Below are 26,676 nucleotides of genomic sequence, written 5' to 3'. Positions count from 1 at the left end.
GGAGCGGCCGCACCGGTCTCCGTCCGGTCGCTCCCCCCCCGACTGCCTCAGCCCGCCTTGAGCGCGGAGACCAGCGCCTTGGCGTCCTCGCTCGCCCATTCCGCCGGGCCGTTCATGGCGCCCAGCAGGCAACCGTCAGGCCCCACCATCAGCGTCACCGGCAGGCCGAAGGCCAGCCCTTCCCGTTTCAGCGTGTTGAACACGCCCATGCTCGCATCCCGGTAAAGCCCCAGATTGGACACGCCGATCTCGTCGAGAAAGCCTTGCGGCTTGCTCACGTCGCCGGTGTCGATATTGATCGCCAGCACCTGGAAATCCGCATCGCCAAGTTCGGACTGCAATTCCGACAGCGCCGGCATCTCCGCCCGGCAGGGGGCGCACCACGTCGCCCACAAATTGACCAGGATCGCCTGCCCGGAGAAATCGGCGAGGCTCGCATTGGAGCCGTCGGCGGCCGTGAAGGCCAGTGGCGGAAGCCCCAGCGCCTGCTCGCGCACGGCCATCGCCGCCACCTCGCCCCTGGCGAGCGGCTTGAGCCGGGCCAGCAGGTCCGGATCGGTCTCGCAGGACGCCGCGCTCTCGCCCTGCGCCAGACTTTCGGCCGCCGGCGCATTGCCAGAGGGGGACTGTTTCCCGTATATCCCGGCGACCCCGACGGCGGCGCCCAGCGCAATGGCGATTGCGACCAGGGCACCGGTGGAAAGGCGGTTGCGCGATTGGCTCATGACAAACTCCGGGACAGGCTCATGTCGACAGATAAGGACAAACAGGCGTCAAACCAGATGTGGGGCGGCCGATTTGGCTCCGGCCCCGACGCCATCATGGAGGAAATCAACGCCAGCATCGATTTTGACCGCAAACTCTATGCCCAGGATATTCGCGGTTCCCTCGCACATGCCGCAATGCTTGCCAAGACTGGCATAATTACGGCAGAGGATTGTGACAAGATTTCTCACGGACTGAACACGATCCTGTCAGAGATCGAGGACGGCAAGTTCGTCTTCTCCCGCAGGCTCGAAGACATCCACATGAACATCGAATCCCGGCTCGCCGACCTGATCGGCCCGGCCGCCGGACGGCTGCACACGGCACGGTCGCGCAACGACCAGGTTGCGCTCGACTTCCGCCTCTGGGTCAAGGAAGAACTCGGCCGCACCGAGGCTTCGCTCACTCGCCTGATCTCGGCCTTTCTCGACAAGGCGGAAGAACATGCCGACACGGTGATGCCGGGCTTCACGCATCTGCAGTCCGCCCAGCCCGTCACCTTCGGCCATCACTGCATGGCCTATGTCGAAATGTTCGGCCGCGACCGCGAACGGGTGCGCCACGCCATCGAGCACATGGACGAAAGCCCGATCGGCGCCGCAGCGCTTGCCGGCACCGGCTTTCCGATCGACCGCGCCATGACCGCGGCGGCGCTTGGCTTCCGCGAACCCACCCGCAACTCGATCGACACCGTGTCCGACCGCGACTTCGCGCTCGAATTCCTCTCGCTGTCGGCGATCTGCGCCATGCACCTGTCGCGCCTAGCCGAGGAAATCGTCATCTGGTCGACCCCGCAATTCGGCTTCGTGCGGCTGTCGGACGCCTTCTCCACCGGCTCCTCGATCATGCCGCAGAAGAAGAACCCGGACGCGGCCGAACTGGTGCGTGCCAAGACCGGCCGCATCAACGGTTCGCTGATCGCGCTGCTGACCATCATGAAGGGGCTTCCGCTCGCCTATTCCAAGGACATGCAGGAAGACAAGGAGCAGGTCTTCGACGCCGCCGAGAGCCTGGAGCTGTCGCTCGCCGCGATGACCGGCATGGTGCGCGACATGGAAATCCGCGCCGACCGCATGCGCGCGGCTGCGGGCTCGGGCTTCTCCACCGCCACCGACCTCGCCGACTGGCTGGTGCGCGAGGCGGGCCTGCCGTTCCGCGAAGCCCATCACGTCACCGGCCGTGCCGTCGCGATGGCTGAAGAGCGCGGATGCGAACTCGCCGAGCTGCCGCTTGCCGATCTTCAGTCGATCAACCCGGCCATCACAGAAGGCATCTACGACGTGCTGACGGTCGATGCTTCCGTTGCCAGCCGCCAGAGCTATGGCGGCACCGCGCCCGCGCAGGTGCGCAGCCAGATCGCCCGCTGGCGCGCGTGGACCTGAGCCCGCGCCAGCGGCCGGGACAAAACGGATGCATGCCGCATCGAAACCTAGTATGTAGGCCACCGGGCCAAGCCAATGACGACGGCCGCAAGGCCAGTGTGAGGAAAAGCGAATGACCACCGGTCCCTGGATCAAGTTGATATGCGTGATGGCCCTGGCCGGCGCGGTTGTGGCGGGTTGTGGCCGCAAGGGTGCGCTCGAGCGCCCGGGCGCTTCCCCGGCACCAGCCGCTGCAGCAACGTCCACCGGGGAGGACGACGCCCCCGCGACGCCGCCCGCTCCGGAACGCCGCTTCATCCTCGACAGCCTTCTGGACTAGGCGCATCCCGTGAACCATTTCGAGTACAGGAACGGCATCCTGCATGCCGAAGATGTGAGCCTTCCGGATATCGCAGCCGCGGTCGGAACGCCGTTCTACTGCTATTCCAGCGCCACGCTGACGCGCCATTACAAGGTCTTTGCCGGCGCCTTCGCCGATATCGATTCCATGGTGTGCTACGCCATGAAGGCCAATTCCAACCAGGCCGTGCTCAGAACCCTGGCCAAGCTCGGATCTGGCGTCGACGTGGTCTCCGAAGGCGAGTTGCGCCGGGCGCTGGCCGCCGGCATTCCCGGCTCCAGGATCATGTTTTCGGGCGTGGGCAAGACCGCGCGGGAAATCGATGCGGCGCTCGCCGCCGACATCTACTGCTTCAACGTCGAGTCCGAACCCGAACTCGAAGTGCTCAATGCCCGCGCACTGGCCATGGGCAAGGTGGCACCCGTCTCCTTCCGCATCAATCCCGACGTGGATGCCAAGACCCACGCCAAGATCTCGACCGGCAAGAAGGAAGACAAGTTCGGCATTTCCTGGCAGCGCGCGCCGCAGGTCTACCGGCGTGCCGCCGAACTTGAGGGCGTGCGGGCCAGCGGCATCGACATGCATATCGGCAGCCAGATCACCGAGCTGCAACCCTTCGACGATGCGCTCAGGCTGATGGTGGAACTGATCGGCACGCTCCGCGCCGAGGGCCATACCATCGATCATTTCGACCTCGGCGGCGGTCTGGGCGTCCCCTACAAGGACGACAATGTTCCGCCGCCGGATCCCCACGCCTATGGCGAGATGGTCAAGGCCCGGCTCCGGGATCTCGGCTGCAAGGTGATCCTCGAGCCCGGCCGACTGATCGTCGCAAATGCCGGCGTGCTCGTGTCCGAAGTCATCTATGTCAAGGACGGCGGCGACAAGACCTTCGTGATCGTCGACGCGGCCATGAACGACCTGATCCGCCCGACCCTGTACGAGGCCTGGCATGAGATCCGGCCCGTCCGGATTTCGGCCGCCAACGCCCCGCGCATCCGCGCCGATATCGTCGGCCAGGTTTGCGAAAGCGGCGACTACCTCGCCAAGGACCGGGAGATGGCCGCGCCCAAGGCCGGCGACCTGATCGCGGTCGGTTCGGCCGGCGCCTATGGCGCGGTCCAGGCCGGGACCTACAACACCCGGCTTCTGGTACCCGAGGTGCTGGTCAATGGCGACAGCTACCATGTGGTGCGCCCGCGCCCGTCCTATGAGGACCTGATCGGCCTCGATTCGGTGCCTGCCTGGCTCGATTGAGCCCCAGGTGGCGCCCGCCGGGCGCCACCTTGTCCGATCGTCATTTTCCAGAAAGCTGCATTCCCGCCGCAGTTTTGTGTCACAGGGCTCGCCTTGGCCGCAAAGGCTGCTATCTTCTCGGGTGACGCGAAGGAAGATGACATGGCAAGCACGCCGGACGGCATGGCTGAAAGGCCCGAGACCGAAAGTGACGCGACCCGCCGCTCCCTGGCTCTCGCGCGGCTGCGCATGCGCCTCACGCTCTCGCTCGGCCGGTTGCTCACCCTGGCGGCTCCCCTCCTCGGGGTCGTCGCCCTTTACCTCTCCCTGTCCTGGTTCGGCATCTTCCGGATGGTTCCGGATTGGCTGCGGCTCGTGCTGCTGGGCCTGTTCGTCGCAGGTCTCGCGGCCTCGATCTGGCCGCTTACCCGCTTTCGCGCGCCCGGTCGCGCCGAGATCGACGAACGGCTCGAGGCGGAGAACCGGATCCTCAACCAGGCGATCGCGACCCAGGACGACACCATTGCCGCTACCGATCCCTTTGCCCGTGCGCTCTGGGAAGAGCACCGCCGCCGCATGGCGCGCTCCATCGGCACGCTGGAGACGGGGCTGCCGCGATCGAGCCTGCCGCAGCGCGACCCCTGGGGCCTGCGCGTCGCGCTGGCCCTCCTCTTGTTCGTGGCCTTCGGCTATTCCTTCTCCGGCAATGCCGGCAGGCCCGGCGACGCCTTCGTCAGCCACGCCGTCGCCGAACTGCCCGATGTGCGCATCGACGCCTGGATCACGCCGCCTTCCTATATCAACCAGGCCCCGATCTTCCTCACAGGCGTGAACCGGCCCGACGGCGCCCCCATCGACGCCATCGCCGGCAGCGAAGTCAACATCCGCATCGGCGGCGGCGACGCGTCCGGCGCGGATGTGCTGTGGGGACCGGATCGGGAATCGCTCGCCCCTGTCGAACCGGCGGCGGCGGCGGACACCGCCGGTGCCGCGCCTGCCGGCCCGTCCACCTGGACCTTCAAGCCTGACGCGGACGGTGAACTCAGGATCGCCGCCGGCCGCAGCGAGGCCGAGTTCGCCATCCGCGTGATCCCGGACGAGCCGCCGGTCGCGGCCTTTGTCGAAGAGCCGCGGCGGGCGGCCAACGGCGCGCTCGAACTCGCCTACACGCTCGCCGACGACCATGGCCTGGCCCGCGCCGAAGCCGTGATCGTCCCGGCCGAGGAGCCGGCGGCCGATGCGCGGCCGCTGTTCGATCCGCCGAAATACCGGCTCACCCTGCCGCGGCGCTCGGCGACCGAAAACAAGGCCGTCTCCAGCCACGACCTGACGGAGCACCCGCTTGCCGGCCAGAAGGTGCGGATCACGCTCGTCGCCACCGACGGCGCAGGCCAGGAAGGCCGCAGCGAGACGCTCGAGACCATCCTGCCCGGACGCCGGTTCTCGGAGCCGCTGGCTGCGGCCGTCGTCGAGCAGCGCGGCGTGCTGGCGCTCGACGCCAACAACCTGCAGCGGGTCTGCGATCTGCACGATGGGCTGATGATCGCGCCCGAGGAGACCATTCCCGACCTGACCCAGTACCTGCTCCTGCAATCGGTGCGCGGCAGGCTCGAGAACGCGCGCACGGACGAGGATCTGCGCGCGGCCATCGATTACATGTGGGGCGTGGCGCTGCATCTCGAGGACGGCAATCTTTCGCTCGCCGAGCGGCGCCTGCGAGAGGCCCAGAACGCATTGGCCGAAGCGCTTGAGAACGGTGCGTCAGACCAGGAAATCAGCCGTCTGATGGACGAGTTGCGCGAGGCCATGCAGGACTATCTGCGCGAGCTCGCACGCCAGGCGCCCCCCGCCGGCGAGAACCAGCTGGCCATGCCGCAGAACATGCTGCGCGAACGCGATCTCGCCAACATGCTCGACCAGATCGAGAATCTGGCAAGGTCCGGCGCCCGCGACCAGGCCCAGCAGATGCTGCAGGATCTGCAGCGGATGATGAACAATCTCCAGGCCGGCCGCCAGCAGCGCCAGCCGCAGCAGGGCGGTCCGATGCGCCAGCAGATGGACAAGCTCGGTGAACTGATGCGCCGCCAGCAGCAGCTGATGGACGAGACCATGCGCGCTGACAGGGACAGCCAGCAGCAGGGCCAGGGCCGCGACCGCCAGCAGCAGGGCCAGCGCCAGCCCGGCGAAGGTCAGGACCAGGGCCAGCAGGGCTCGGGCGACCAGTCGCTGGAAGACGCGCTCGGCGCCCTGGGCAAGAGCCAGCAGGAACTGCGCGATGCGCTCGGCCAGTTGCAGAGCGATCTCGAAGAGCTTGGCATCAATCCCTCCCCCGGCTTCGGCGAGGCCGGCGAGGCCATGGGCGATGCCGCCGGAAGCCTTGAACAGGGCGAAACCGGCCAGGCGCTCAGCGAACAGGGCCGTGCCCTGCAGGCGCTGCGCAAGGGCGCGGAAGACATGATGAACCAGATGATGCAGGCCATGGGCGACCAGCAGAACGAGGCCGAGGGCGAGGGGCCCTCCCGCAACGGCAACCGCGGCGCCGACGACCGCGATCCCCTTGGCCGCCCGCGCGCAACCAACAGTCCGGATTTCGGCAATGGCGTCAAGGTGCCCGGTGAGATCGACATCCAGCGCGCACGGGAGATTCTCGATGCGATCCGCAAGCGCCTGGGCGACCAGCTCTCGCCGGAAGTTGAAAAGCGCTATCTCGAACGCCTGCTCGACCTGCAATGACGGGCGGCAGCGCCGCCCCGGGATCTCAGCCGGCTTTCGAGAGCAGCGCGTCTGCCACGGCCTGGCGGATTTGCGGCAGTGTGAAGGGCTTTGCCACCACGTCGACGACGATCTGCATCAGCGGCTCGGCGCGCTCGCGCTGCTCGGCATAGCCCGTCATCAGCAGGATCGGCATGCCGGGCGCGAGCTTGGCCGCCTCCGTCGCCAGCGCGATACCGTCCATGACAGGCATGCGGATATCGGACAGCAACAGCTCGAACGGACCGGCCTGCAGATGTTCCATGGCCTCGGCGCCATCGGCGGCCTCGACGACCTCGTGGCCATCCATGCCAAGCGCCCGCGCGACAAATCGCCTGAGCGTGTCTTCGTCTTCGGCAATCAGAATTTTCGCCATGGTCGGGTCCTCCGGCAGTTGCGCGGAAGGTAGCGTCCAAACCTTGCCGCAACGTGAACCCGGCGGCAGTTTCCGGCTGCTGCGCGGCGCCGCCGGATTGTCAGGCGTCGCCCTTCACCACGCCCACAAACGGGAGTTCGCGGAAGGCATAGGCCACGTCCATGCCGTAGCCGACCACGAAATAGTCGGGGCATTCGAAGCCGACATAATCAGCATCGAGATTGCCTTCCCGACGCGAGCGCTTGTCGAGAAGAACCGCGATATCGACATTCCTGGCGCCGCGCTCATACATGAGATCGCGCGCGAAGCGGAGCGTGCGCCCCGATTCCAGAATGTCGTCGATCAGGAGAATGTCGCGGTCGCGGACATCGCTATCGATATCCTTGATGATCTTGACGCCCTGGCTCTGGGTACCCTTGCCATAGCTCGACAGCGTGATGAACTCGACCTCGGGCGCGAGCCCCGCATCGTGCAGCGCTCGGATCAGGTCGGCGGCGAAGATGAAGGAGCCCTTCAGCACCGAGATCACCAGCAGGTCCTGCTTCGGACTGGCAGCGATTTCCGCGGCCATGCTTCTGTTGCGCGCGGCGATCATGTCGGGCGTGAACAGGGGTTCGATGACTTTTCCGCGCACGACCGGCATTTGCGCTCTCCAGCTGGGTTGGCCAATATCAAGGCCATTCCTATCGCATATGCCCTGAAACCGGAACCGGTTTGACACCCGACTATCCACAGGCAGCGGAAACGGCGCCGGCCGCCAACCTCAAGGCCGTGGCCACCTCAGTTCGTTTGCGGCCGGATCATCAGGATCGAGCCCGCCCGCTCGATGCGCGCGGGCCGAGGCAACGGCGCGCTGAAGCCGGGAGCCGAGGGTTTACGGTCTACATGGGGAAGCGAGGCCGTGGTCAGCGGATCGGAGGACACCTGGGGCATGCTGCTCGCCTGTTCCGTCGAGACCTGCGGCGGACCGGAAGCGCCGGCAATGGCACGGGAAGCTTCAACCGGCGCGCGCCCGTCTGGCCCTGCCGTCGCCCAGACAGCCGCTGCGGCGAATGCGCACAGGCCGAGGGCCGCCAGCGCAAGGCCCCTGAGCGCCTTCGGCCCGCTGGCGCTGCGCGCCGGGGGCATGGCGGCGAAACCCCCGAGCCGCTCGCCGCGGATTGTGCCAGGCCCCGCATCCGGTGCGTGCAATGAAAGATCGGCGTCCGGCGGTGCAGCCCTGGTGCGGCGGGCAAATCCCGCCTTGAATCCGCCGGCCCCGTCCGCGGAGAAAGACCTGCCACCGGTGCCCGCCGGCGCCACGGGTTCGAAACGCGCGTCCTCGATGTCGCGCTTGCGGTCGGCCGCCCCCGACCCGGGCCTGTCGGGGATCAGAAGGTCGGCGTTTGCCGGCTCGATCGTTCCGGCCGCGCGGCTTGAAGCGCCCATGATCCACCTCGTTTGCCCGCTCACGCGCAGCAGGCATTGAAACATTCCTTTCCGATGCGTAAACCGAAATGGTTAATGCTTGGCGAACAGCCCCTGCCGGCGCGATGGCCCGACGGGCAACTTAACCTGACGTTAACCATGCCCGGCGAGTGTGAGGCCGGCGAGCAAACGGCGCGGCGGATGATGCATATCCGCCCCCGCGACAGGAATAGATCGTTGATTCATTTCGAAAATGTCGGGTTGCGCTATGGCATGGGGCCGGAGGTCCTGCGCGACCTGACCTTTGACATCCCGAAGCGCTCCTTCCAGTTCCTGACCGGGCCGTCAGGCGCGGGCAAGACCACGCTGATGCGGCTTCTGTTCATGTCGCTGAAGCCGACGCGCGGCCTGATTCGCATGTTCGACCGCGATATTTCCATGATTCCCGGCGAGGAGTTGCCGCTGCTCAGGCGCCGGATCGGCATCGTGTTCCAGGATTTCCGCCTGCTCGACCACATGACCACCTACGAGAACGTCGCCCTGCCGCTCAGAGTGCGCGGCAAGGAAGAGGCAAGCTATCGCTCCGACGTGATCGAACTGCTCAAATGGGTCGGCCTGGGCGAACGCATCAATGTGCTGCCGCCAGTTCTTTCGGGCGGCGAAAAGCAGCGCGTGGCCATCGCCCGCGCCCTGATCGACCAGCCGGAGATCCTGCTTGCCGACGAGCCGACGGGCAATGTCGATCCTCCCATGGCGCAGCGCCTGCTCAACCTCTTCATCGAACTCAATCGGCTGGGAACCGCCGTGATCATCGCCACCCATGACCTGACCCTGATGGACCGGGTCAATGCGCGGCGCATGATCCTGTCCGAGGGGCGGCTCGACATCTATGACTGATCCCGCCGCAACCGCCAGAGACCGCGGCAGCAAGGAGCGCCTGGTGACCTTGCGGCCGACGGCGCCGATCGTACCGCCGGTCAACGTCTCGGGCCGCGCGCTGATGGTGGTGATCGCCATCATGTCGTTCCTGTGCGCCGTCACGCTGGGCGCCGTCACCATGGTTCAGGAGAAGGCCGAGGCCTGGCAGGGCGACGTCTCCCGCGAAATCACCATCCAGATCAAGCCCGAGGAAGGGCTCGACATGGACCAGGCCCTGATCGCCGTCCGGGACATCGTGCTCGGAAGCCCTGGCGCCGTGGCCGCCCGGATCGTCGATCGCGCCTCCACCGCCCGCCTGCTCGAGCCCTGGCTCGGCGAGGGCTTCGACATGGACGAGCTGCCGGTGCCGCGGCTCGTCATCGTCACCATCGACGAAAACAACCCGCCGGATTTTGGCGCCATGCGCCAGGCGCTTGCCGAAGCCGTGCCCGCCGCGGCGCTCGACGATCATCGCGCCTGGGCCGATCGGCTGATCTCCATGGCGCGGATCACGGTGCTGATCGGCGTCGGGATCCTGTCGCTGATGCTCGCCACCACCATGCTGACCGTGATCTTCGCCACCCGCGGCGCCATGGCGGGCAACCGCCACATCGTCGAGGTGCTGCATTTCGTGGGCGCCGAGACCGGTTTCATCGCCTCCCAGTTCCAGCGCCGCTTCCTGCTCATCGGCCTCAAGGGCGCGGGCGTCGGCGGCGGCGTGGCCGCCGTCGTCTTCCTCCTCCTCGCAGCCTGGCAGAACCACACCATGGCCACCGCGCTCAACGACCAGGCCACCGCCCTGTTCGGCCGCTTCAGCCTGAGCAGCGCGGGCTATTTCGGCATTGTCGCCATCATCGCCCTGATTGCCGCGATGACGACACTCACCACGCGCCTGACCGTGATCCGGACCATCCGCGAAATCGACCGCCAGCGCGCCGATCCGTCGCTGGCCGAAATCGGTTGACGTGCCCGGTTTTCGCCGCAAATCCGGCTGGTCCTTGCCGGAATCTCGGAGTATTCATGCAGCATGAGTGTGCACTCCGCAGACCATGAACCTGCGTCTCGCCGCACCGCCAGACCGGATGCGCTGCATCGTCTCAGGCGGGTGGGACATCATGCCCTGCGTTTGGCCACGATCACCATCATCCTTGCCATCGCCTTGACGGCAATGGGCTTTTTTCGCTTTACCGACACCATTGCCGACTTGAAGGCCGCCGCCGTCCCCTCCGATGTCGATGCTATCGTGGCGCTTACGGGCGGCTATCAGCGAATCGACCAGGCGCTGGCGCTGCTGGAAGACGGCGTCGGCGAACGGCTGCTGATCTCCGGGGTCAATCCGACCACCAGCGGCGCGGCCCTGCGCCGCGCCACCGGCACCAAATCGGCAACCTTCGACTGTTGCGTCGATATCGGCTACGAAGCGCTCGACACCATCGGCAATGCCAATGAAACCGCGGCCTGGATCCGTGAGCACGATTACTCGCGGATCCTGGTGGTCACCAACAACTACCACATGCCGCGCAGCCTGCTCGAATTGCAGCAGGCCAGCCCCGACGTCACCTTCATTGCCCACCCGGTCTCCCATTCGGACCTGAAGACCGACGCCTGGCTGACCGATCCGATGGCGCTGCGCACCCTGCTCGTCGAATACGCGAAATACTCGCTGGCGCGGCTGCGCAACTGGAGCGGGGCCAAGACCGCAAGCGGCCTGCGTGCCGATGCCGCCGGGCGCGAGCCGGTTGCCGCCGGACTGCACTGATTTATCCGCCAGGGCAGGTTTTGCACGCCTTGAGGTTTTCGGCTGCGCAGCGATGGTGTAACCGGGATCGACCAGTGTCCTGACCGCGCCGCGCCGGGGCCGCCGCAAATCCGGATTGCACCATGATTGCCCTTCGATCGATCCTCTTCAACGCCGCGTTCTATATCAACCTGATCGCGCGCATGATCCTGTTCTCGCCCTATTATTTCCTGGCCGACCGCAAGGCGGCCTGGAGCGTTCCGAAGAACTGGGTGCGCGCGAACCACTGGCTGCAGAAGGTCATCGTCGGAACCACGTTCGAGATCGAAGGCCTCGAGAACATTCCGCAGGGCGGCTATATCTTCGCCCCAAAGCACCAGTCCTTCTGGGACGCCTATGCGCTCCTGCCCTGGCTCGACGATCCGTTCTACATCCTCAAGCGCGAGCTGACCTGGATTCCGCTGTTCGGCCAATACATCACGCGCATGCGCATGGTTCCCGTCAATCGCGGCGCCAAGGGCAAGGTCATGGCCGAAGTTCTCGAGCGCACCAAGCAGCAGCTGCGCGACGGCCGGCAGCTGATCATCTATCCCGAAGGCACCCGCCGCCCGGCCGGCGCACCGCCGAACTACAAATACGGCATCGCCCGGCTCTACCGCGACCTCGACGTTCCGGTGGTCCCGGTGGTCATGCACCCGGGCCTGTTCTGGCCGCGGCGCAAGTTCCTGCGCTTCCCCGGCCATTTCAAGGTTCAGATCCTGCCGCCGATCGCTCCCGGCATGGATCCGGACGCTTTCATGGAAAAGCTGGTCGACGTGATGGAAACCGCGAGCGACAAGCTGTTGGTGGAAACCATCCGTGCCAATCCGCAGGTGCCGCTGCGCGAGGACGCCCGCCGCCGCTTCGCGGAACTGACTGCCTCAGACCCCGGCGCCGAGCTGCGCTGAGTCCGTAATGGACTCCCTGGCCCGCAAGCCGCCCGCGATCGCCTCAAGATGGAGGTCGCGGATTCCGAGCGCGCAGAGATGGGCGACCGTGTTGAGCACATACTCCTCGTTCGGCCCTGACTGGCCGCGCGCCCCGCGCACGCCCGCCAGCGCGTCATCCACCGTCAGCCCGCCGGCATATTGCGGATGCGCCCGGTCGACCACATAGGTGAGCGCCCGCACATGTTCACCGCTGTCGAGCCGGATCCTGCGCACGGTTTCGACATAGACCAGCGTCACAAGTTCGCGCGCGCGCAGATAGGCAAGCACCGCCTCGCGATTTTCAGAGCGAACCCGGAAGGCGACGCCGTGGCACGAGCCGCCGCGGTCGAGCCCCAGCACCAGGCCCGGCCGTTCGGGCGTGCCACGGTGCACGAAGGAGCGCACGCACAGCGCACGGTGATAACCGAACAGCCGCGCCTGGCGCGTCTCCTCATGATCGAAGCCCGGCCGCCACATCAGCGAGCCGTAGCCAAACACCCAGAAATCGTCCATATCCGCGTCCACAGTGTCCATTCCGGCGATCGAGTCGTCTGGCAAGGCAAGCCGCCCGGCCCGTCTTGCCTGTGAAGACCGGCCGCGCCGGTCACGGTCTGACCACAATGACCGCCCTTATTGCAGGCCCCAGCGGGAGAACGCAATGCCAGCCCAGACACCCGGATCGCCGTCCCGGAATTCATCGCGCAAGTTCGTCTGGCTCGGCCTGGCGGTTGTCGGCGCCTGCGTGCTGTGGACCGCCGGCTGGTTCGTGCTTGCCGCTCAGGCCGAACGCCACTTGCCTGAGACCCTCGCCCGGATCACCGGCGCACAGGCAACCGCCTCCTGCGACGACCCCGAAATCCGCGGCTATCCGTTCCGGTTCGGCCTGTTCTGCCGGTCGCTGTCCTATGCCAATGCCGCCGAGGGCCTGACGGCGACCGCCGGCCCCTTGCGTTCGGCGGCGCAGGTCTACAACCCCGGTCACGCGGTTGCCGAAATCGACGGGCCGCTCGCGGTCCAGGGCCCAGGTCTTGCGGCCCGCGTGGACTGGCAGCTGCTCCAGGCAAGCGTGGTCGCCGACACGACCGGGATCGCCCGCGCTTCGCTCGACAGCCGCACCGTCTATATCGATCTCGATGGCGCCGGGCTCTCGCAGAAACTGGCGATCGAGGCCGAGCGGCTGGTGGCGCATGCCCGCAAGAACGGCGCGGATCTCGATCTGGCGCTTCAGGCGGACGGGCTCCACACCCTGTTTCTGGGAGGCCTGACGACAAAAGCCGCCGTTCTCGAGGCCACCGTCGCCGGCAGGGCAGATGTCCTCGACATTCCCTATACGCCCGTGTTCCCGCCTTACCAGGCGATGATCCATCGTTTCTCGATCGCGCTCGACGACAGCGCTTCGCTGGAATTCACCGGCCCCGTCGAAGTCGGCGCCGACGGGCTGCTTTCGGGAAAGCTCGACGTGACGCTGCGCAATCCCGGTCGTCTGGTCGATCTTGCGGCACAGCTCGATCCCGAGCTTGGCGCGATGCTCGGTCGCCTCGCGCCGCTCATGGCATCGCTCGACAGCAAGCCCGGCGACGACGGCATCACCCTGCCGCTGTCGATCGCCGACAACCGCGTCTCGCTCGGAATCTTCCCGCTCGGAACCCTGCCGGGCTTCTGATCAGGGTTTCAGGACGAGCCAGCCTTGGCGTCTTGCTTGAGCACGTTGCGGCCGAAGTTCGGCACATCCGTATCCTGGCCGGCCTCGACGATCGAGCGCCTGATGCCGCGGGTGCGGGTGAACAGGTCGAACAGCTTGTCGCCATCGCCCCAGCGCACCGCCCGCTGCAACGAAGCCAGGTCCTCGGAAAACCGAGCCAGCATTTCCAGGATCGCATCGCGATTGTGCAGGCAGACGTCGCGCCACATCACCGGATCAGACGCGGCCAGGCGGGTGAAGTCGCGGAAACCGGAGGCCGAATATTTGATCACCTCGGATTTCGTCACCGTCTCCAGATCGTCGGCGGTGCCGACGATGTTGTAGGCGATGATGTGCGGCAGGTGGGAGACGATCGCCAGCACCAGGTCGTGGTGCTCCGGATCCATCTCCTCGACCGTCGAGCCGCAGGCCTCCCAAAAGGCCTTGAGCCGCGCGATCGCATCCGCATCGGTGCCCGGCGTCGGGGTCAGGATGCACCAGCGACCTTCGAACAGCTCCGCGAAGCCGGACTCCGGCCCGCTCTGCTCGGTGCCGGCGATCGGGTGCCCGGCAATGAAGTGGGCGGTCTCGGGAATGTGCGGCTGCATCTGGCGGACGACCGACGCCTTGGTCGATCCCACGTCGGTCACGATCGCGCCGCGCTTGAGATGCGGGCCGATCTCCCGTGCCACGGCCTCCGAGGCGCCGACCGGAACCGACACGATCACCAGATCCGCGTCAGCGACGGCTTCGGCATTGGAGAGGGTATAGGCATGACCGAGATCGAGCGCGCGCGCCGCCTCGAGCGTGGGCGCACTGCGCGTGGCGATGGTGACATGGCGGGCGAGACCCTTGGCGCGAATGACGCGCGCAAGCGACGAGCCGATAAGCCCGATGCCGATCAGGGTGACGTTTTCAAACAGGGGATCGGTCATGATATTCAGGCCATGAATTCCTTCAGCGCCGCAATCGCGCCGAGATTGGCTTCCTCGCTGCCGATCGTCATCCGCAGCGCGTCGGGCAGGCCGTAGCCGGCCACGCGGCGCAACACATAGCCGCGCGCACTCAGATACTCGTCGGCTTCCGCCGCGGTCTTGCCCGCCGTTTGCGGAAAATGGATCAGCACGAAGTTGCCGACCGAGGGCGTCACCGCAAGACCGAGCTCTTCCAAGGCCGTGCAGACCCGGTCCCGCCAGATCTCGTTGTGCTCGACGGCACGCTCGACATGCGCGCGGTCGCCGATTGCCGCGGCACCGGCGATGAGAGCCAGCGCATTGAGGTTGAAGGGTCCGCGCACGCGGTTGCAGGCGTCGATGATGGCTTCGTTGGCGTACATCCAGCCGATGCGCAGGCCAGCAAGCCCGTGGATCTTCGAGAAGGTCCGCGTCATCACCACATTCGCATTCGCCGAGACCAGCTCGATGCCCGCCTCGTAATCGTTGCGGCGGACATATTCCGCATAGGCCGCATCGAGCACCAGGATCACGTTCTTGGGCAAACCGGCATGCAGCCGCCGGACCTCGCTCACGGGCAGATAGGTCCCGGTCGGATTGTTCGGGTTGGCCAGGAACACGAGCTTCGTCTTTGGCGTGATCGCCGCCAGGATCGCATCGACATTGGCCGTCAGGTCGGTGTCGGGCACGCTGACCGGCGTGGCACCCGCCGCCAGGATCTGGATCTTGTAGACGAGGAAGCCGTATTCGGTGAACACGCCTTCGTCACCGGGCGCAAGATAGGTCTGGCACAGCAGGCCGAGCAGTTCGTCCGAGCCGTTGCCGCACAGGATGTTGCCGGCATTGAGCCCGTGCGCCCGCGCAATCGCCTCGCGCAGCTCGTGCGCCGCGCCGTCAGGATAGGCCGCCAGGTCGACATTGCGGGCGGCAAAGGCTTCGGTCACCTTCGGGCTCGGCCCGAGCGGGGACTCGTTCGACGACAGCTTGTAGACCTTGTCGACGCCGGCCACCTTCTCGCGCCCCGGCACATAGGCGGCGATATCCATGATACCCGGTTTCGGACGGGGGGACTCGGTGCTGCTCATGGCGACTTTTCCTTGAAAACGAAAACCCAAGGCGGGATGGGCCGCAATAGCCCCTCGCAGCGGTCTTGTCGAGAGTTTCGCTCAGACCTGCGGGTCGGAATGCCGCTGCACCGCGCGCGAAGGCTGCGGCGACAGGACGGGAACGAACACCCGGCGCGACGCCCGCGCCGCGACCGGCAGGCCCTGATACAGCCTCTTCTGCGCTTCGACGATGATGACGCCCGCGAACACCGGCCACATGGTGCGGCCGATCCGCTCGAACATGCCGCGCATGCGCAGCACCACCGCGCGCTCGGAGGGGGCGAACAGCAAGGCCTCGGCAAAGGCTCCGGGTGTGAAATTGCTCTCCCTGAGCAGCGAGGTCAGCTGACCGCGCGAATAGGGCCGCCCTGCTCCGAACGGCGTGTGCTCGAACCGGGCCCAGACACCGCGGCGATTGGGCGCAACGATCACCAGTCGCCCGCCCGGCGCCAAGACCCGCCACAGCTCCTTCAGCGTCTCGCGCGGGTTCTCGGCAAATTCCAGCGAGTGCACCATCAGGATCCGGTCGACCGCGGCATCGGGCAGCGGCAGTTCCTCGTCGAACACCAGGGCGGTTGCCGAAGGCCCGCCCATCGGCCAGTTCACCGCCCCCTGCCCCGCGGGCATGAAGGCGAACACCCGCTCGGCATCGGGGCCGAAACGGTCGAGATAGGGCACCGCATAGCCGAGCCCCATCAGCCGCTCGCCCGGAAGGCTGGCCCAGATCGAGGACAGCGCCATCGCCACCGACTGCTCGGCGAAGCGGCCGAGGCGGGAATGGTAGAACTGTCTCAGATCAACGATATCGGCGTGCATGGCAGGAAACCCGGATCGGCTCTTGGACCGGCAGCCTAACACCCGCTGCCGGCCGAGCCCACCTCCGGGCCACGCTTTTTTTGGTGTCGGAGGCACCTGCCGCCTGGGCGACAAGTTTCCGGAGACGGCCGAGCCTTCGAAAATGCGGGAGTTCCTTGAGGTGACGGGCACCGTCCCCGCCGCTATAGTGACCGCCAAGACACGAACCCGGGGAGACAAAGCCTGATGACCAACCTCATGATCGAGCAGTTCACCTGCCGGCAGGACAATTTCGGGGTGATCCTGCATGATCCGCTGACCGGAGAGACAGCCAGCATCGACGCACCGGACGGCACGGCCATCTCCAAGCGGGTTGCGGACAATGGCTGGCGGCTCACGCATGTGTTCGTGACTCACCATCATCCCGATCATGTCGAGGGGCTGCCGGCGCTGACGGAGACCCAGGCCCCGGAGGTGATCGGCCCCGCCGCGGAGGCGGACAAGATCAAGGGGCTGACCCAGACGCTTCGCGATGGCGACACGTTCGACTTCGCCGGACGGACCGTGCAGGTCATTTCGACACCGGGACACACCGCGGGTCACATCTGCTTCTACATCGCCGGCGAGGATCTGCTGTTTGCCGGCGACACGCTGTTCGCGCTCGGCTGCGGCCGGTTGTTCGAAGGCTCGCCGGCCGACATGTTCGCCTCGCTCAACCGGCTCGGTGCCCTGCCCGACCGGACCCGGGTCTATTGCGGCCACGAATACACACAGTCCAATGCCCGCTTTGCCTTGAGCGTCGATCCGGACAACGCCGCCCTTGCCGAACGTGCGGCCGAAATCGACACCCTGCGCGCCAAGGGGCTCGCGACCCTGCCCACGACCATCGGCTATGAGAAGCGCACCAATCCGTTCCTGCGCGCCGGGGATCCCGCGATCCGCAGCCATCTCGGCATGCAGGGCGCATCGGACGAAGCGGTTTTCGCCGAATTGCGCCAGCGCAAGGACCGGTTCTGACCATGGATCCCACCCTGTCGGCCCGCGAGATCATTGCGCTGCTCGACATGCGCGAACACCCCGAGGGCGGATGGTACCGCGAGACCTTCCGTGACACCGAAGGCGGCGCGCGCGGCCATTCGACCGCGATATATTATCTGCTCGAAGGCGGCGACTGCTCGCATTGGCATCGCGTGCTCGACGCGACCGAAATCTGGCACTGGCATGGCGGCGGGCCGCTGGCGCTTACGCTCTCGTCCGACGGCATCAGCGCCGAGGCGCACCGGCTCGGCATGAACCTCGCCGCCGGCGAGCGGCCGCAACTCGTCGTGCCTGCCGGCTGCTGGCAGACGGCGGCCTCGCTCGGCGCCTGGACGCTGGTCGGCTGCACCGTGGCGCCGGGCTTCGACTTCGCAAGCTTCGAAATGGCGCCGCCCGACTGGCGGCCGTCTCCCTTCGCGGGAGCCCCGGTCAGGCCAGAAGGCCAAGCGTGATCAGGGCCTGGCCCGCGTAATAGAGCACCCAGACCGCAGGCGCGGTCAGGCGCCGCGCCGGGCTGCCTTCGGACAGCAGGAACTTCTCGGATCCCAGGATCGCATCCGACGCGATGAACAGGACCGCGCCCACGAGAACATATCCGCCCATGGTGACGCCGCCGGCTCCCATGACGGCGATGGCGAGCACATAGATCGCCACGGGGACCGCAAGCGGCCCGGCCCTGCTGACCAGCAGATACCCCATCCCGACGGCGAAAATCGCAATCGCAAGCACGCCCGGCGCCGCGGCTGCGGAAAATCCGGGCCCTGCGGTCAGGAACAGCACGGCATAGGCAATGTGGCCCGCAAGGAAACTGCCGAGCCCGCCCAGAAAGGCGACATCGCCCTCATGGGCGAGAAAGGCGTCCCCGAGCGCAGACAGGGCCAGCGCCAGCACCAGGAGCCATGGACCGCCGGCGCTCAGGGCCAGCAGGCAGAGCAAGCCGACGGCGAGTGTCTTTGCGATCGTGCGCGGAAGCGAGACCGGCCGGGCGAGCCAGGTCAGATAGGCCGCGGAGGCCAGCACCGACAGCGCCAGGATGACGAGGGAAACCGTGTCGAAATCCGCACCCGCAACCGTCATCCGGAGGTCCTGGCCTTGAGCAGGTCCTTGGCCGCGAGGAAGGCGCCGCCGGTGATCAGCAGGCAGGCGACCACGATGCCGACCGTCGCGCGGCCATGCCCGAACAGGATCAGGATCAGCGTCGACAGCAGCGGCGCGGCATAGCTCGCCACGCCGAGCACCTGGATGTCACCCTTCTTGACCCCGTAATCCCAGGCATAGAAGGCGAGCCCCACGGGGCCGACACCAAGGCCGGCGACCGCCAGCCACTGGCCGGTGGTCTCGGGCCAGACGGTGGTTTCAAGCAACAGGTGGCACACCGCCGAGAGCACCGCGGAAATCATGCAGAAACCCGCCACCACATCCGTCGGCGTGGCGCCGAACCGCCGCGAAATCAGCGAGTAGGACGACCAGGTGAGCGCGCACAGGCCCGCTGCCGCATAGCCCAGCACGCTGCCGCCGCCGAAGCCGCCATCCGCCCCGCGCAGCAGGATCAGCGCGGTTCCCGCAAGCCCCATCAGCGCACCGGCGATGTGGTGCCAGCCGAGCTTCTCGCCCGGCAGCAGCGCCGAGCCGACCACGATCAGCAGCGGCCAGAGATAGGCGATCAACCCCGCCTCCACCGCCGGCGCATTCCTGAGCGCGGTGAAATAGAGAAAGTGATAGCCGAACAGCCCGAACAGGCCGAGCGCCCAGACCTTCAGCGGCTGCCGAAAGGCGCGGAAGCGCGCCGGCTCGCGAATCATCGCGGCCACCCCGATCGTCGAGCCGACCAGAAAGCAGATCGCCGACAGCTGGAATGGCGGCATCGTGCCCGAAGCGGCGGTCAACACCGCCAGTGCCGACCACATCACCACGGCCGAAAACCCGATCAAGGTTGGAAGATTGCCCATGCCCGCCCCCTGCCTGCCCTGGCGCGAAGGCCGGGCAAAAAGTGCTTCTGAAAATGCATCAAACAGATATCGGCTTTAGCCGCCAAACCGCGTCGCGGCAACGATTACCTGACCGATCTTGGTGGGCACCTTGGCATAGACGGGCGCCGACAAGCCGGTGGCCGCGTGCCTTGCGAACCAGACCTCGATGCCCTTGAGCTGGGTCAGATAGCGCACCGAGGAGGAATTCCTGCGATAGCCCGAATTCGGCTCGAACCGCACCGCGCAGACAACCGCATCGCCCTTGAAGCCTGCCGTGCTGAAGGGGCGCCGCCCGATCGGCGTCAGGTGCAGCGTGGCGACCGACTCGCCGTCATAGACCGGGAGGCTGCGCGGACATTCGGCGGCACCGGCGGGAAAGATCATGCCCGAAAGCGGATCGACGACCGAACGCAGGTCGCGCTTGTCAAGCGGCACCCAGTCCGCCCCTTGCGTCCTCGCTTCGGGCTTGTTGACGGTCTTGACGACCGCACCGTTGCGATAGCTGATCTCGGTACGCTGTCGCTTGTTTCCGCTGGTGTAGGCGACCAGGAAACGGGAGGCCGCCAGCCGGTCGCGGCCAAGTCTGCCCGAGACGCTTGTGGTGCCCCTGGTCTTGGCGAAGATGTCCGACAGGGCCGAGGAGCTCAAATCACCCGAGATCGAATAGGCGGCGCCGTCGACTTCGGTCACGAACCGCGCCGAGGCAACCGGAAAGCCGATCAGCGTCACCTTGTACTCGCTCTTGAAGCGAACCGGCTCGGCCGAGGCCGGAAGCACGGCACATGCCGCCAGCACCATTGCCACGGTTGCAAGCACTGTCTTTATACGCCTCACCGGAATGCCTCCTGCGCTGTTGCCCGTCCGACTGTCGGCCACCGCATCTGAACCGCCGCTGAACGGAACATTATGTCGACGTCGGAGCCGAAAACAGATTAATCTTGGCCGTCCGGCGCGGAATCGCGCCTTTGCCCGTCTTCCCGCTTGACGTCGCGGGCTCGTCTGACTATAGACACGCGACTTCCGAATAAAGGCCTGCGGTCGTTTGGATGAGCCTCTCTTCCGGCTCGGCCCGTCCGTTGGCGAAAAGATAATAGGTGCAATATGTCCCGCAGCTGTGAATTGACCGGCAAGGCTGTCCAGTCTGGCAACAATGTCAGCCACGCCAACAACCGGACCCGTCGCCGGTTCCTGCCGAACCTGTGCAACGTGACGCTGATTTCCGATGCGCTGGGCCAGCGCTACCGGCTGCGCGTTTCCGCAAATGCCCTGCGCACCGTGGAGCATCGCGGCGGCCTCGACGCTTTCCTGGCCAAGGCCAAGGACAGCGAACTGTCGATGCGCGCCCGCCTGCTCAAGCGCCAGATCGCCAAGAAGCTCGTCGAGAACTCGGCAGCCTGACACAGGCACACAATTTGTTATGACATGGCGGGCCCTCAGGCCCGCCTTCGTCTTTTCGCTGGTGGCATCAACCCAGGATAAAAAAATGCGACTGACCTCCTCCCTTTTGCCGTTCATGGCCGTCATGGCCGCCGTTGTCGTGGCCTCGAACTACCTGGTCCAGTTCCCGGTGGAGGCGACGCTCGGCACGCTCAATCTCGCCGATCTCCTGACCTGGGGCGCGTTCACCTATCCGGTGGCGTTCCTTGTCACCGACCTCGCCAATCGCCGTTTCGGTGCGCCGAGAGCGCGCCTGGTGGTGCTGTGCGGCTTCCTGGTCGCCGTGGCGCTGTCGGTGTGGCTGGCAACCCCGCGCATCGCGGTGGCCTCCGGCTCCGCCTTTCTGGCGGCGCAGCTGCTCGACGTGTCGATCTTCGACCGGCTGCGCAACCGGGTCTGGTGGCTGCCGCCGCTGACCTCCACCGTGATCGGCTCGTGCCTCGATACGCTGATTTTCTTTGGCCTGGCCTTCTCCGCGGCCGCGAACGTGATCGGCCCGGGCGACGCCTTTGCGACCGAGACCGCGCCGCTGCTCGGCCTCGTGGCCCTCGACCTGCCGCGCTGGGTGTCCTGGGCGCTGGGCGACCTCGCGGTCAAGCTGGTCGTGGGCGTGGTGATGCTCGCGCCCTATGGCGCGCTGATGCCGGTGTTGCAGCGCCGCGTGCTCTCCTGACAAGGAGCGAAGCCGGCATCCGCTGGGCGGCGGGCGGGGTCTACCCGCCCGCGCCCAGATACCGGAATTCCAGCACCAGGTTGCGCTGCAGGATCGAGTGGTTGTCGTCCGACACCAGCGTGACGAAGACCCGGCCTTGGTCGTCGGTGCTGACGTCGAGACCTTCCATGTTGTCGATCTGGTTGCCGAAATCGGCCTCCAGGATCACCGGTCCATCCACCAGGTTGCCCTTGCCGATGCGGCTGCCGTCGATGCGGCGGATGCGCATGCCGATGCCCTGAGCCATCGAGAACCGGCGCTCGAGCAGCAACAGGTCGCCATTGGGCAGGAAATCGCCGTCGGTGACGTCATAGGGCGCGTGCCGCTTGACGAAGAACACGCCCTTGGACGGTCCGGTCAGGATCGCCGCATAGATGTTGCCCTCGGCATTGAGGCTTCTTTCGGTCACCGCCACCACAGCGCCGGCAAGCGCCGACGTCTCCGGCGCGACAGCCAGGGCCTCGAGCCCGCGATTGTTGCGGATCTCGCCGAGCGGGATCTGCAGCGGCAGCGAGCTGATCGGCTTCGCGCCCGCCGGCGCCTTGGCTGGGTAGATGTCCACGCGGCTGCTGCGCTCGAAGCTCACCAGCACCTCGTCACCGCGCAGCGCCATCCCTTCCGCATCGAACCGCCACTTCTCCCCCGAAGCGGTGCCATCGGCATCGAGAATCGGAGAGACGGAGAAATCGGCCACGCCGGCAAGCGTTCCGTCCGCGGACCGCAGGAAGCGGCCGGCATACCAGTCGCCGGTATCCATGACGCCCAGGAAACGGCTCCTGTCCGGGGCCAGCCGGATGGCCGACATGGCGCCGAGCGCAGAGCTGGGGGAACTCAGTTCCAGACCGCCCACGAACTCGAACGCGCCGAAGCGGGTTTCGCTGGAGCCGACCTTGAAATGGGAAATGACCTGCGAGCGGATGTCGATCGCCTGCTGCGCAGCCGCCGGGGCGGCCATGCAGGTGGCACCGATCATGGCCAGCGCGGCCACGCCGGCCGACAGCCGCCGGGCGATGGCCCCCTGCCGGATCACGCCCGTCCGCGGCCCCGGCGCGCTTGCGGACCGCCGGCCTCGTCGGCAAACAGTGCCGCCAGCTGCTCCGTCATCGCGCCGGCCAGCTCCTCGGCATCGACGATGGTGACGGCGCGGCGATAGTAGCGGGTGACGTCATGGCCGATGCCGATCGCCAGCAGTTCGACCGGCGAGCGGGTCTCGATCTCCTCGATGACCGCGCGCAAATGCCGTTCGAGATAATTGCCCGGATTGACCGAGAGCGTGGAATCATCGACCGGCGCGCCATCGGAGATCATCATCAGGATCTTGCGCTGTTCGGGCCGGTTGCGCAGCCTCCGGTGTGCCCAGATCAGCGCTTCGCCGTCGATGTTCTCCTTGAGCAGGCCTTCGCGCATCATCAGCCCGAGATTGCGCCGGGCGCGGCGCCAGGGCGCATCGGCCGACTTGTAGACGATATGGCGCAGGTCGTTGAGACGGCCCGGCAATGGCGGCTTGCCGCCGGTCAACCATTTCTCGCGCGCCTGTCCGCCCTTCCAGGCCTTGGTGGTGAAGCCCAGCAGTTCGACCTTGACGCCGCAGCGTTCGAGCGTGCGCGCCAGGATATCCGCGCAGGTGGCCGCGACCGTGATCGGGCGGCCACGCATGGAGCCGGAATTGTCGATCAGCAGCGTCACCACGGTGTCGCGGAAATTGGTGTCACGCTCCATCTTGAACGACAGCGGCTGCATCGGATCGATGATCATTCGCGGCAGCCGGGCGCTGTCGATATAGCCCTCTTCGAGATCGAAATCCCAGGCGCGGTTCTGCTGTGCCATCAACCGCCGTTGCAAGCGGTTGGCGAGCCGGCCGACGACGCCCTGCAGATGCGCGAGCTGCTTGTCGAGAAATGCCCTCAGCCGTTCGAGTTCGGCTTCCTCGCACAGTTCCTCGGCCAGGATCTCCTCATCGAATTCCTGGGTGAAGACCTTGTAGTCGATCTTTTCGTTGAGTTCGGCGAAGGGGTCGTCGCTGCGCCGGGTCTCGCCGGGGGTTTCCGCATCCTCGTCGCTGTCGTCGGCGATGTCGTCCTCGCCGGTCTCGGCGCCGTCCATCTCTCCCGAATCCATCTGCTCGTCGGAGGCTTCGCTCTCCTCGGCGGGCGCGGCATCCGAGCCGGCCTCCTCCTGCGAGGACTGGTCGTTCTGCTCCTCGCTGCGCGGCTGATCCTCGTCGGAAACCTCGTCCTCGTCATTCTGATCGAGGTCGTCGTCGCCGTAGTCTTCCGCCATCTCCATGGCCGAGAGCATCTCGCGCACCACACGGGCGAAGGCCTGCTGGTCCTCGACCGAGCCTTCCAGCGTATCGAGCACGCTGCCGGCCTTGCTCTCGATGAAGTCGCGCCACAACTCGACCACCTGGCCGGAGGATTGCGGCGGGGCGCGTCCGGTGAGCTTTTCGCGCACCATCAGCGCCAGGGCTTCCTCGAGCGGCGCATCCTCACGATTGACGATGCCCTGGTAGTTGGCCCGCTTGTACTTGTCCTCAAGCATGGAGGCGAGGTTGTCGCCCACCCCGGTCATGCGCCGTGCGCCGATGGCTTCGACCCGGGCCTGCTCGACGGCGTCATAGACCGCGCGCGCATCGGGCCCCTCGGGCGCCATGCGGGCATGGACGCTGTCGTCGTGACAGGCCTTGCGCAGCGCGATCGAATCCCCGACCCCGCGGGTGACGGCGAAATCGGCGGCGGTGGGACGGCGGGGAAGGTCGGGAAGCCGGGCGCGCTCGCCGGCCAGCCCGGGCCTGTCGGCGCCGAAACTCACCTCGAGTTCGTGATCGCCGGCGATCGCCCGGACGCACCCCGTGAGCGCGCGCCGGAACGGTTCCGTATCGACGGTGCCTGTCGGCTTTGCCCGAATGTTGTCGCCGCGTCCAGCCATGGCGCTACCCGTCAGGCGGTTGCGCTGAGGACGATGTTGGCGGCACTTTCCTTCAGTTCCACACCGAAGGCGCGCTGATAATGCTCGGCCACCAGCGCCCGCTCCAGCTCGTCGCACTTGTTGAGGAAGGTGAGCCGGAAGGCCATCGCCACATCGCCGAAGATCTGCGCGTTTTCCGCCCAGGTGATCACGGTACGCGGGCTCATCACGGTCGACAGGTCACCATTGATGAAGGAGGAGCGGGTCATGTCGGCCACCCGCACCATGCGCGAGATGGTCTCGCGGCCTTCGCCCTGGGCAAAATCCTTGACCTTGGAGGCGACAATGTCGACTTCCTGATCGTGCGGCAGGTAGTTCAGCGTGGTCACGATCGACCAGCGGTCCATCTGCGCCTGGTTGATCTGCTGCGTGCCGTGATAGAGCCCGGTGGTGTCACCGAGGCCCACCGTGTTGGCTGTCGCGAACAGGCGGAAGGCCGGATGCGGGCGGATCACGCGGCTCTGGTCGAGCAGCGTCAGGCGGCCGGAGGATTCGAGCACGCGCTGAATGACGAACATCACGTCGGGCCGGCCGGCGTCGTATTCATCGAACACCAGCGCCACGTTGTGCTGATAGGCCCAGGGCAGGATGCCGTCCTTGAACTCGGTGACCTGCAGCCCTTCGCGGATCACGATCGCGTCCTTGCCGACGAGGTCGATGCGGCTGACATGGCTGTCGAGGTTGACGCGCACGCAGGGCCAGTTGAGACGGGCGGCGACCTGTTCGATATGGGTGGACTTGCCGGTGCCGTGATAGCCCGAGACCATCACCCGGCGGTTGTGCGCAAAGCCTGCCAGGATGGCGAGCGTGGTGTCGCGGTCGAACAGGTAATCCGGATCCGCTTCGGGGACATAGGCATCGCGCTCTTTGTAGGCCGGGACGCTGATGTCCGAATCGATGCCGAAAACCTCACGCACTTTCACGGTGGTGTCCGGCAGGTTGGTAATATCGAAATCGCTCTTGCTCATATTGTCTCCAAGGCCCGACTGAAAAGGCCGGCGGGCCGTCTGTCCTGTCCGCTCCTGCTTAGACTGTTCGCTTAGCAGAAACCAGACTGCTTTAACAATTGGTAGGCCTGAATGACGGCGCGAAAACGGTCTTCCGAACCGCGGTCGCCGCCATTGGCGTCGGGATGGTGCTTCTTGACGAGGCTCTTGTAGCGGGTCTTGATCTCCGCCGAAGTCGCGTTGGCGGCAAGCCCCAGCGTGTCGAAGGCCTTGGATTCCAGCGACTTGACCTTGCGCGCCCGCGCCGGGCGATTGGGCCGGGGACCGTTGAAGAAGCCGTGCGGATCGCGCATACGGGCATGCGAACTCGCCGACCCGGATTTCGCCGTCGAGTGATTGGGCCCGCTTTCCGCGCTCCGGTTGACGCCCATCTTCCAGGTCGGCCGGTGCCCGGTCAGCGCCTCTTTCTGATAGCGCGCGATCTCCCCGTCGGAGAGTCCCGAAAAATAGTTGTAGCCCTTGTTGTACTCCCGCGCGTGCTCGAAGCAGAACAGGAAATACTGGCCTTCCGCATCTCGGCCCACCGGCGCACGGTGGACGCCCGGCTTAGAGCATCCGTCCCACTGGCATTCGGGGGTGGAAGGTTCTGCCGGGCGCTCGCCCTTGCGGCGGACCCGGATGCGATCGAAATATTTGGAATCCAGTTTCATGTCGACGATTATGGGGCTCTGCACGTTAACGAACAAGGATTGACAGGGGTGATTCAAGCTGCGTACCCCGTCTGGGCATCGAATGCCACCTCGCAAATCATGCCGGTTGACGATTGTCTGACCCGCGACAAACCAGGAGCGTCTCCATGTCCCGCCAAAACCGCATCGAAACCGCGCTGACCGACCGCTTCCACCCCGAACGGCTCGCGGTGATCAACGAAAGCCATCTGCATGCGGGGCATCACCACTCGGGAAGCGACCATCATGAAGCGTTCGACGGCACCGGCGAGACGCATTTCCGCATCCGCATCGTCTCGGACGCCTTTTCGGGGATGAACCGGATCGAACGCCACCGCGCCGTCAACGCGCTGCTGAAAGACGAGCTCGACAGCGGCCTGCACGCGATGGCGGTGGAGGCTTCGGCACCGGGCGAGCCGACACGCTGGTAACGACACCGGCTGCCTGCCCTTCGCCGGCAG

At 66.3% G+C, this 26,676-nt stretch carries 29 protein-coding genes; 14 read left to right on the top strand and 15 right to left on the bottom strand.

Going from position 1 to position 26,676, the window contains the following annotated elements; translation table 11 throughout:
• Positions 1-47: 47 nt before the first annotated feature.
• Positions 48-725, bottom strand: a complete 678-nt coding sequence (tlpA, locus tag AWJ14_RS07325; RefSeq protein ID WP_066176893.1) for a thiol:disulfide interchange protein TlpA — start codon at positions 723-725, stop codon at positions 48-50.
• A gap of 21 nt (positions 726-746) precedes the next feature.
• Here tlpA and argH point away from each other — a divergent pair, with 21 nt between their 5' ends.
• The 4 genes from argH to AWJ14_RS07305 all read left to right on the top strand — a co-directional run bounded on the left by argH (position 747) and on the right by AWJ14_RS07305 (position 6,456).
• Positions 747-2,147, top strand: coding sequence for an argininosuccinate lyase (gene argH, locus AWJ14_RS07320; RefSeq protein ID WP_066176891.1), 1,401 nt, complete (start codon positions 747-749; stop codon positions 2,145-2,147).
• A 112-nt stretch (positions 2,148-2,259) separates the two neighbouring features.
• Positions 2,260-2,466 carry an LPS translocon maturation chaperone LptM gene (gene lptM / locus AWJ14_RS07315; RefSeq protein ID WP_066176890.1) on the top strand — a complete coding sequence of 69 codons (207 nt, stop codon included), beginning with the start codon at positions 2,260-2,262 and terminating at the stop codon, positions 2,464-2,466.
• 9 nt (positions 2,467-2,475) lie between these two features.
• Complete coding sequence (lysA, locus tag AWJ14_RS07310) at positions 2,476-3,744, top strand: diaminopimelate decarboxylase (protein WP_066176887.1); 1,269 nt, start codon at positions 2,476-2,478, stop codon at positions 3,742-3,744.
• Between the two features lie 141 nt (positions 3,745-3,885).
• On the top strand, positions 3,886-6,456 hold the full coding sequence (locus tag AWJ14_RS07305; RefSeq protein WP_245304166.1) for a TIGR02302 family protein: 2,571 nt from the start codon (positions 3,886-3,888) through the stop codon (positions 6,454-6,456).
• Between the two features lie 25 nt (positions 6,457-6,481).
• Here the strand turns inward: AWJ14_RS07305 and AWJ14_RS07300 are convergent, their stop codons facing one another.
• The 3 genes from AWJ14_RS07300 to AWJ14_RS07290 all read right to left on the bottom strand — a co-directional run bounded on the left by AWJ14_RS07300 (position 6,482) and on the right by AWJ14_RS07290 (position 8,278).
• Positions 6,482-6,850 carry a response regulator gene (locus AWJ14_RS07300; RefSeq protein WP_066176885.1) on the bottom strand — a complete coding sequence of 123 codons (369 nt, stop codon included), beginning with the start codon at positions 6,848-6,850 and terminating at the stop codon, positions 6,482-6,484.
• Positions 6,851-6,950: 100 nt separating this feature from the next.
• A complete protein-coding gene (gene hpt, locus AWJ14_RS07295; RefSeq protein ID WP_066176883.1) occupies positions 6,951-7,493 on the bottom strand; it encodes a hypoxanthine phosphoribosyltransferase in 543 nt (180 codons plus the stop codon).
• Between the two features lie 137 nt (positions 7,494-7,630).
• Entirely contained in the window at positions 7,631-8,278 is a 648-nt protein-coding gene (locus AWJ14_RS07290; protein WP_139112562.1) for a hypothetical protein, read from the bottom strand.
• 216 nt (positions 8,279-8,494) lie between these two features.
• Here AWJ14_RS07290 and ftsE point away from each other — a divergent pair, with 216 nt between their 5' ends.
• From ftsE to AWJ14_RS07270, 4 genes are all read left to right on the top strand, one after another.
• Positions 8,495-9,154: a cell division ATP-binding protein FtsE gene (gene ftsE / locus AWJ14_RS07285; RefSeq protein WP_066176879.1), complete on the top strand. Its 660-nt coding sequence runs from the start codon at positions 8,495-8,497 to the stop codon at positions 9,152-9,154.
• Complete coding sequence (locus tag AWJ14_RS07280; RefSeq protein ID WP_066176875.1) at positions 9,147-10,139, top strand: cell division protein FtsX; 993 nt, start codon at positions 9,147-9,149, stop codon at positions 10,137-10,139. Before ftsE ends, AWJ14_RS07280 begins: the two co-directional genes overlap by 8 nt.
• A gap of 63 nt (positions 10,140-10,202) precedes the next feature.
• Entirely contained in the window at positions 10,203-10,934 is a 732-nt protein-coding gene (locus AWJ14_RS07275) for a YdcF family protein (RefSeq protein ID WP_066176874.1), read from the top strand.
• A gap of 122 nt (positions 10,935-11,056) precedes the next feature.
• Complete coding sequence (locus tag AWJ14_RS07270; protein WP_066176873.1) at positions 11,057-11,860, top strand: lysophospholipid acyltransferase family protein; 804 nt, start codon at positions 11,057-11,059, stop codon at positions 11,858-11,860.
• On the opposite strand, the gene AWJ14_RS07265 is transcribed toward AWJ14_RS07270, so the two are convergent.
• Positions 11,834-12,394, bottom strand: a complete 561-nt coding sequence (locus tag AWJ14_RS07265; protein ID WP_066176871.1) for a gamma-glutamylcyclotransferase — start codon at positions 12,392-12,394, stop codon at positions 11,834-11,836. The genes AWJ14_RS07270 and AWJ14_RS07265 overlap by 27 nt on opposite strands.
• A gap of 145 nt (positions 12,395-12,539) precedes the next feature.
• Between AWJ14_RS07265 and AWJ14_RS07260 the strand changes: the two genes are divergently transcribed.
• Positions 12,540-13,544, top strand: a complete 1,005-nt coding sequence (locus AWJ14_RS07260; RefSeq protein ID WP_066176869.1) for a DUF2125 domain-containing protein — start codon at positions 12,540-12,542, stop codon at positions 13,542-13,544.
• Positions 13,545-13,552: 8 nt separating this feature from the next.
• On the opposite strand, the gene AWJ14_RS07255 is transcribed toward AWJ14_RS07260, so the two are convergent.
• From AWJ14_RS07255 to AWJ14_RS07245, 3 genes are all read right to left on the bottom strand, one after another.
• On the bottom strand, positions 13,553-14,497 hold the full coding sequence (locus tag AWJ14_RS07255; RefSeq protein WP_066176867.1) for a prephenate/arogenate dehydrogenase family protein: 945 nt from the start codon (positions 14,495-14,497) through the stop codon (positions 13,553-13,555).
• Positions 14,498-14,502: 5 nt separating this feature from the next.
• Positions 14,503-15,600 carry a histidinol-phosphate transaminase gene (hisC, locus tag AWJ14_RS07250; RefSeq protein WP_066176865.1) on the bottom strand — a complete coding sequence of 366 codons (1,098 nt, stop codon included), beginning with the start codon at positions 15,598-15,600 and terminating at the stop codon, positions 14,503-14,505.
• A gap of 81 nt (positions 15,601-15,681) precedes the next feature.
• On the bottom strand, positions 15,682-16,437 hold the full coding sequence (locus AWJ14_RS07245; protein ID WP_066176864.1) for a class I SAM-dependent methyltransferase: 756 nt from the start codon (positions 16,435-16,437) through the stop codon (positions 15,682-15,684).
• A gap of 225 nt (positions 16,438-16,662) precedes the next feature.
• On the opposite strand from AWJ14_RS07245, the gene gloB reads away from it, so the two are divergent.
• Positions 16,663-17,433: a hydroxyacylglutathione hydrolase gene (gloB, locus tag AWJ14_RS07240; RefSeq protein ID WP_066176862.1), complete on the top strand. Its 771-nt coding sequence runs from the start codon at positions 16,663-16,665 to the stop codon at positions 17,431-17,433.
• A 2-nt stretch (positions 17,434-17,435) separates the two neighbouring features.
• Positions 17,436-17,906 carry a cupin domain-containing protein gene (locus AWJ14_RS07235; RefSeq protein ID WP_066176859.1) on the top strand — a complete coding sequence of 157 codons (471 nt, stop codon included), beginning with the start codon at positions 17,436-17,438 and terminating at the stop codon, positions 17,904-17,906.
• Here AWJ14_RS07235 and AWJ14_RS07230 read toward each other — a convergent pair.
• The 3 genes from AWJ14_RS07230 to AWJ14_RS07220 form a co-directional block, all read right to left on the bottom strand.
• Positions 17,884-18,531, bottom strand: a complete 648-nt coding sequence (locus AWJ14_RS07230) for a lysoplasmalogenase (protein ID WP_066176857.1) — start codon at positions 18,529-18,531, stop codon at positions 17,884-17,886. The two genes, AWJ14_RS07235 and AWJ14_RS07230, sit on opposite strands and share 23 nt — an antisense overlap.
• Positions 18,528-19,403: an aromatic amino acid exporter YddG gene (yddG, locus tag AWJ14_RS07225; protein WP_066176855.1), complete on the bottom strand. Its 876-nt coding sequence runs from the start codon at positions 19,401-19,403 to the stop codon at positions 18,528-18,530. The genes AWJ14_RS07230 and yddG overlap by 4 nt, the downstream gene beginning before the upstream one ends.
• A gap of 75 nt (positions 19,404-19,478) precedes the next feature.
• Complete coding sequence (locus tag AWJ14_RS07220; protein WP_139112561.1) at positions 19,479-20,258, bottom strand: DUF3108 domain-containing protein; 780 nt, start codon at positions 20,256-20,258, stop codon at positions 19,479-19,481.
• A gap of 267 nt (positions 20,259-20,525) precedes the next feature.
• Here AWJ14_RS07220 and rpmB point away from each other — a divergent pair, with 267 nt between their 5' ends.
• Together rpmB and AWJ14_RS07210 are read left to right on the top strand one after the other, a co-directional pair.
• Positions 20,526-20,822 carry a 50S ribosomal protein L28 gene (gene rpmB, locus AWJ14_RS07215; protein ID WP_066176852.1) on the top strand — a complete coding sequence of 99 codons (297 nt, stop codon included), beginning with the start codon at positions 20,526-20,528 and terminating at the stop codon, positions 20,820-20,822.
• Positions 20,823-20,907: 85 nt separating this feature from the next.
• The gene (locus AWJ14_RS07210) at positions 20,908-21,534 is read left to right on the top strand and encodes a queuosine precursor transporter (RefSeq protein ID WP_066176850.1); all 627 of its coding nucleotides are present in this window, start codon (positions 20,908-20,910) and stop codon (positions 21,532-21,534) included.
• 40 nt (positions 21,535-21,574) lie between these two features.
• Here AWJ14_RS07210 and AWJ14_RS07205 read toward each other — a convergent pair whose 3' ends face one another.
• The 4 genes from AWJ14_RS07205 to AWJ14_RS07190 all read right to left on the bottom strand — a co-directional run bounded on the left by AWJ14_RS07205 (position 21,575) and on the right by AWJ14_RS07190 (position 26,206).
• Positions 21,575-22,546, bottom strand: a complete 972-nt coding sequence (locus tag AWJ14_RS07205; protein ID WP_066176975.1) for an esterase-like activity of phytase family protein — start codon at positions 22,544-22,546, stop codon at positions 21,575-21,577.
• 53 nt (positions 22,547-22,599) lie between these two features.
• Positions 22,600-24,501: a cobaltochelatase subunit CobT gene (gene cobT / locus AWJ14_RS07200; protein ID WP_066176848.1), complete on the bottom strand. Its 1,902-nt coding sequence runs from the start codon at positions 24,499-24,501 to the stop codon at positions 22,600-22,602.
• An 11-nt stretch (positions 24,502-24,512) separates the two neighbouring features.
• Complete coding sequence (gene cobS, locus AWJ14_RS07195; protein ID WP_066176846.1) at positions 24,513-25,508, bottom strand: cobaltochelatase subunit CobS; 996 nt, start codon at positions 25,506-25,508, stop codon at positions 24,513-24,515.
• Positions 25,509-25,579: 71 nt separating this feature from the next.
• Positions 25,580-26,206: a J domain-containing protein gene (locus tag AWJ14_RS07190; protein WP_171904837.1), complete on the bottom strand. Its 627-nt coding sequence runs from the start codon at positions 26,204-26,206 to the stop codon at positions 25,580-25,582.
• Positions 26,207-26,343: 137 nt separating this feature from the next.
• Here AWJ14_RS07190 and AWJ14_RS07185 point away from each other — a divergent pair, with 137 nt between their 5' ends.
• On the top strand, positions 26,344-26,646 hold the full coding sequence (locus AWJ14_RS07185) for a BolA family protein (RefSeq protein WP_066176841.1): 303 nt from the start codon (positions 26,344-26,346) through the stop codon (positions 26,644-26,646).
• The last annotated feature ends 30 nt before the right edge of the window (positions 26,647-26,676 follow it).

The sequence above is a fragment of the Parahoeflea olei genome (assembly GCF_001703635.1).
Classification (GTDB): Bacteria; Pseudomonadota; Alphaproteobacteria; order Rhizobiales; family Rhizobiaceae; genus Hoeflea; species Hoeflea olei.
The sequence above is the reverse complement of the archived record's forward strand: the minus strand, read 5'-3'. Positions and strand labels throughout refer to the sequence as shown.

Excerpts from the sequence above, each read along its gene's own strand:
- tlpA (WP_066176893.1), bottom strand. The coding sequence starts at position 725 with ATGAGCCAATCGCGCAACCGCCTTTCCACCGGTGCCCTGGTCGCAATC.
- argH (WP_066176891.1), top strand. The coding sequence starts at position 747 with ATGTCGACAGATAAGGACAAACAGGCGTCAAACCAGATGTGGGGCGGC.
- lptM (WP_066176890.1), top strand. The coding sequence starts at position 2,260 with ATGACCACCGGTCCCTGGATCAAGTTGATATGCGTGATGGCCCTGGCC.
- AWJ14_RS07305 (WP_245304166.1), top strand. The coding sequence starts at position 3,886 with ATGGCAAGCACGCCGGACGGCATGGCTGAAAGGCCCGAGACCGAAAGT.
- AWJ14_RS07300 (WP_066176885.1), bottom strand. The coding sequence starts at position 6,850 with ATGGCGAAAATTCTGATTGCCGAAGACGAAGACACGCTCAGGCGATTT.
- hpt (WP_066176883.1), bottom strand. The coding sequence starts at position 7,493 with ATGCCGGTCGTGCGCGGAAAAGTCATCGAACCCCTGTTCACGCCCGAC.
- AWJ14_RS07290 (WP_139112562.1), bottom strand. The coding sequence starts at position 8,278 with ATGGGCGCTTCAAGCCGCGCGGCCGGAACGATCGAGCCGGCAAACGCC.
- AWJ14_RS07280 (WP_066176875.1), top strand. The coding sequence starts at position 9,147 with ATGACTGATCCCGCCGCAACCGCCAGAGACCGCGGCAGCAAGGAGCGC.
- AWJ14_RS07275 (WP_066176874.1), top strand. The coding sequence starts at position 10,203 with ATGAGTGTGCACTCCGCAGACCATGAACCTGCGTCTCGCCGCACCGCC.
- AWJ14_RS07270 (WP_066176873.1), top strand. The coding sequence starts at position 11,057 with ATGATTGCCCTTCGATCGATCCTCTTCAACGCCGCGTTCTATATCAAC.
- AWJ14_RS07265 (WP_066176871.1), bottom strand. The coding sequence starts at position 12,394 with ATGGACGATTTCTGGGTGTTTGGCTACGGCTCGCTGATGTGGCGGCCG.
- AWJ14_RS07260 (WP_066176869.1), top strand. The coding sequence starts at position 12,540 with ATGCCAGCCCAGACACCCGGATCGCCGTCCCGGAATTCATCGCGCAAG.
- AWJ14_RS07255 (WP_066176867.1), bottom strand. The coding sequence starts at position 14,497 with ATGACCGATCCCCTGTTTGAAAACGTCACCCTGATCGGCATCGGGCTT.
- hisC (WP_066176865.1), bottom strand. The coding sequence starts at position 15,600 with ATGAGCAGCACCGAGTCCCCCCGTCCGAAACCGGGTATCATGGATATC.
- AWJ14_RS07245 (WP_066176864.1), bottom strand. The coding sequence starts at position 16,437 with ATGCACGCCGATATCGTTGATCTGAGACAGTTCTACCATTCCCGCCTC.
- gloB (WP_066176862.1), top strand. The coding sequence starts at position 16,663 with ATGACCAACCTCATGATCGAGCAGTTCACCTGCCGGCAGGACAATTTC.
- AWJ14_RS07235 (WP_066176859.1), top strand. The coding sequence starts at position 17,436 with ATGGATCCCACCCTGTCGGCCCGCGAGATCATTGCGCTGCTCGACATG.
- AWJ14_RS07230 (WP_066176857.1), bottom strand. The coding sequence starts at position 18,531 with ATGACGGTTGCGGGTGCGGATTTCGACACGGTTTCCCTCGTCATCCTG.
- yddG (WP_066176855.1), bottom strand. The coding sequence starts at position 19,403 with ATGGGCAATCTTCCAACCTTGATCGGGTTTTCGGCCGTGGTGATGTGG.
- rpmB (WP_066176852.1), top strand. The coding sequence starts at position 20,526 with ATGTCCCGCAGCTGTGAATTGACCGGCAAGGCTGTCCAGTCTGGCAAC.
- AWJ14_RS07210 (WP_066176850.1), top strand. The coding sequence starts at position 20,908 with ATGCGACTGACCTCCTCCCTTTTGCCGTTCATGGCCGTCATGGCCGCC.
- AWJ14_RS07205 (WP_066176975.1), bottom strand. The coding sequence starts at position 22,546 with ATGATCGGTGCCACCTGCATGGCCGCCCCGGCGGCTGCGCAGCAGGCG.
- cobT (WP_066176848.1), bottom strand. The coding sequence starts at position 24,501 with ATGGCTGGACGCGGCGACAACATTCGGGCAAAGCCGACAGGCACCGTC.
- cobS (WP_066176846.1), bottom strand. The coding sequence starts at position 25,508 with ATGAGCAAGAGCGATTTCGATATTACCAACCTGCCGGACACCACCGTG.
- AWJ14_RS07185 (WP_066176841.1), top strand. The coding sequence starts at position 26,344 with ATGTCCCGCCAAAACCGCATCGAAACCGCGCTGACCGACCGCTTCCAC.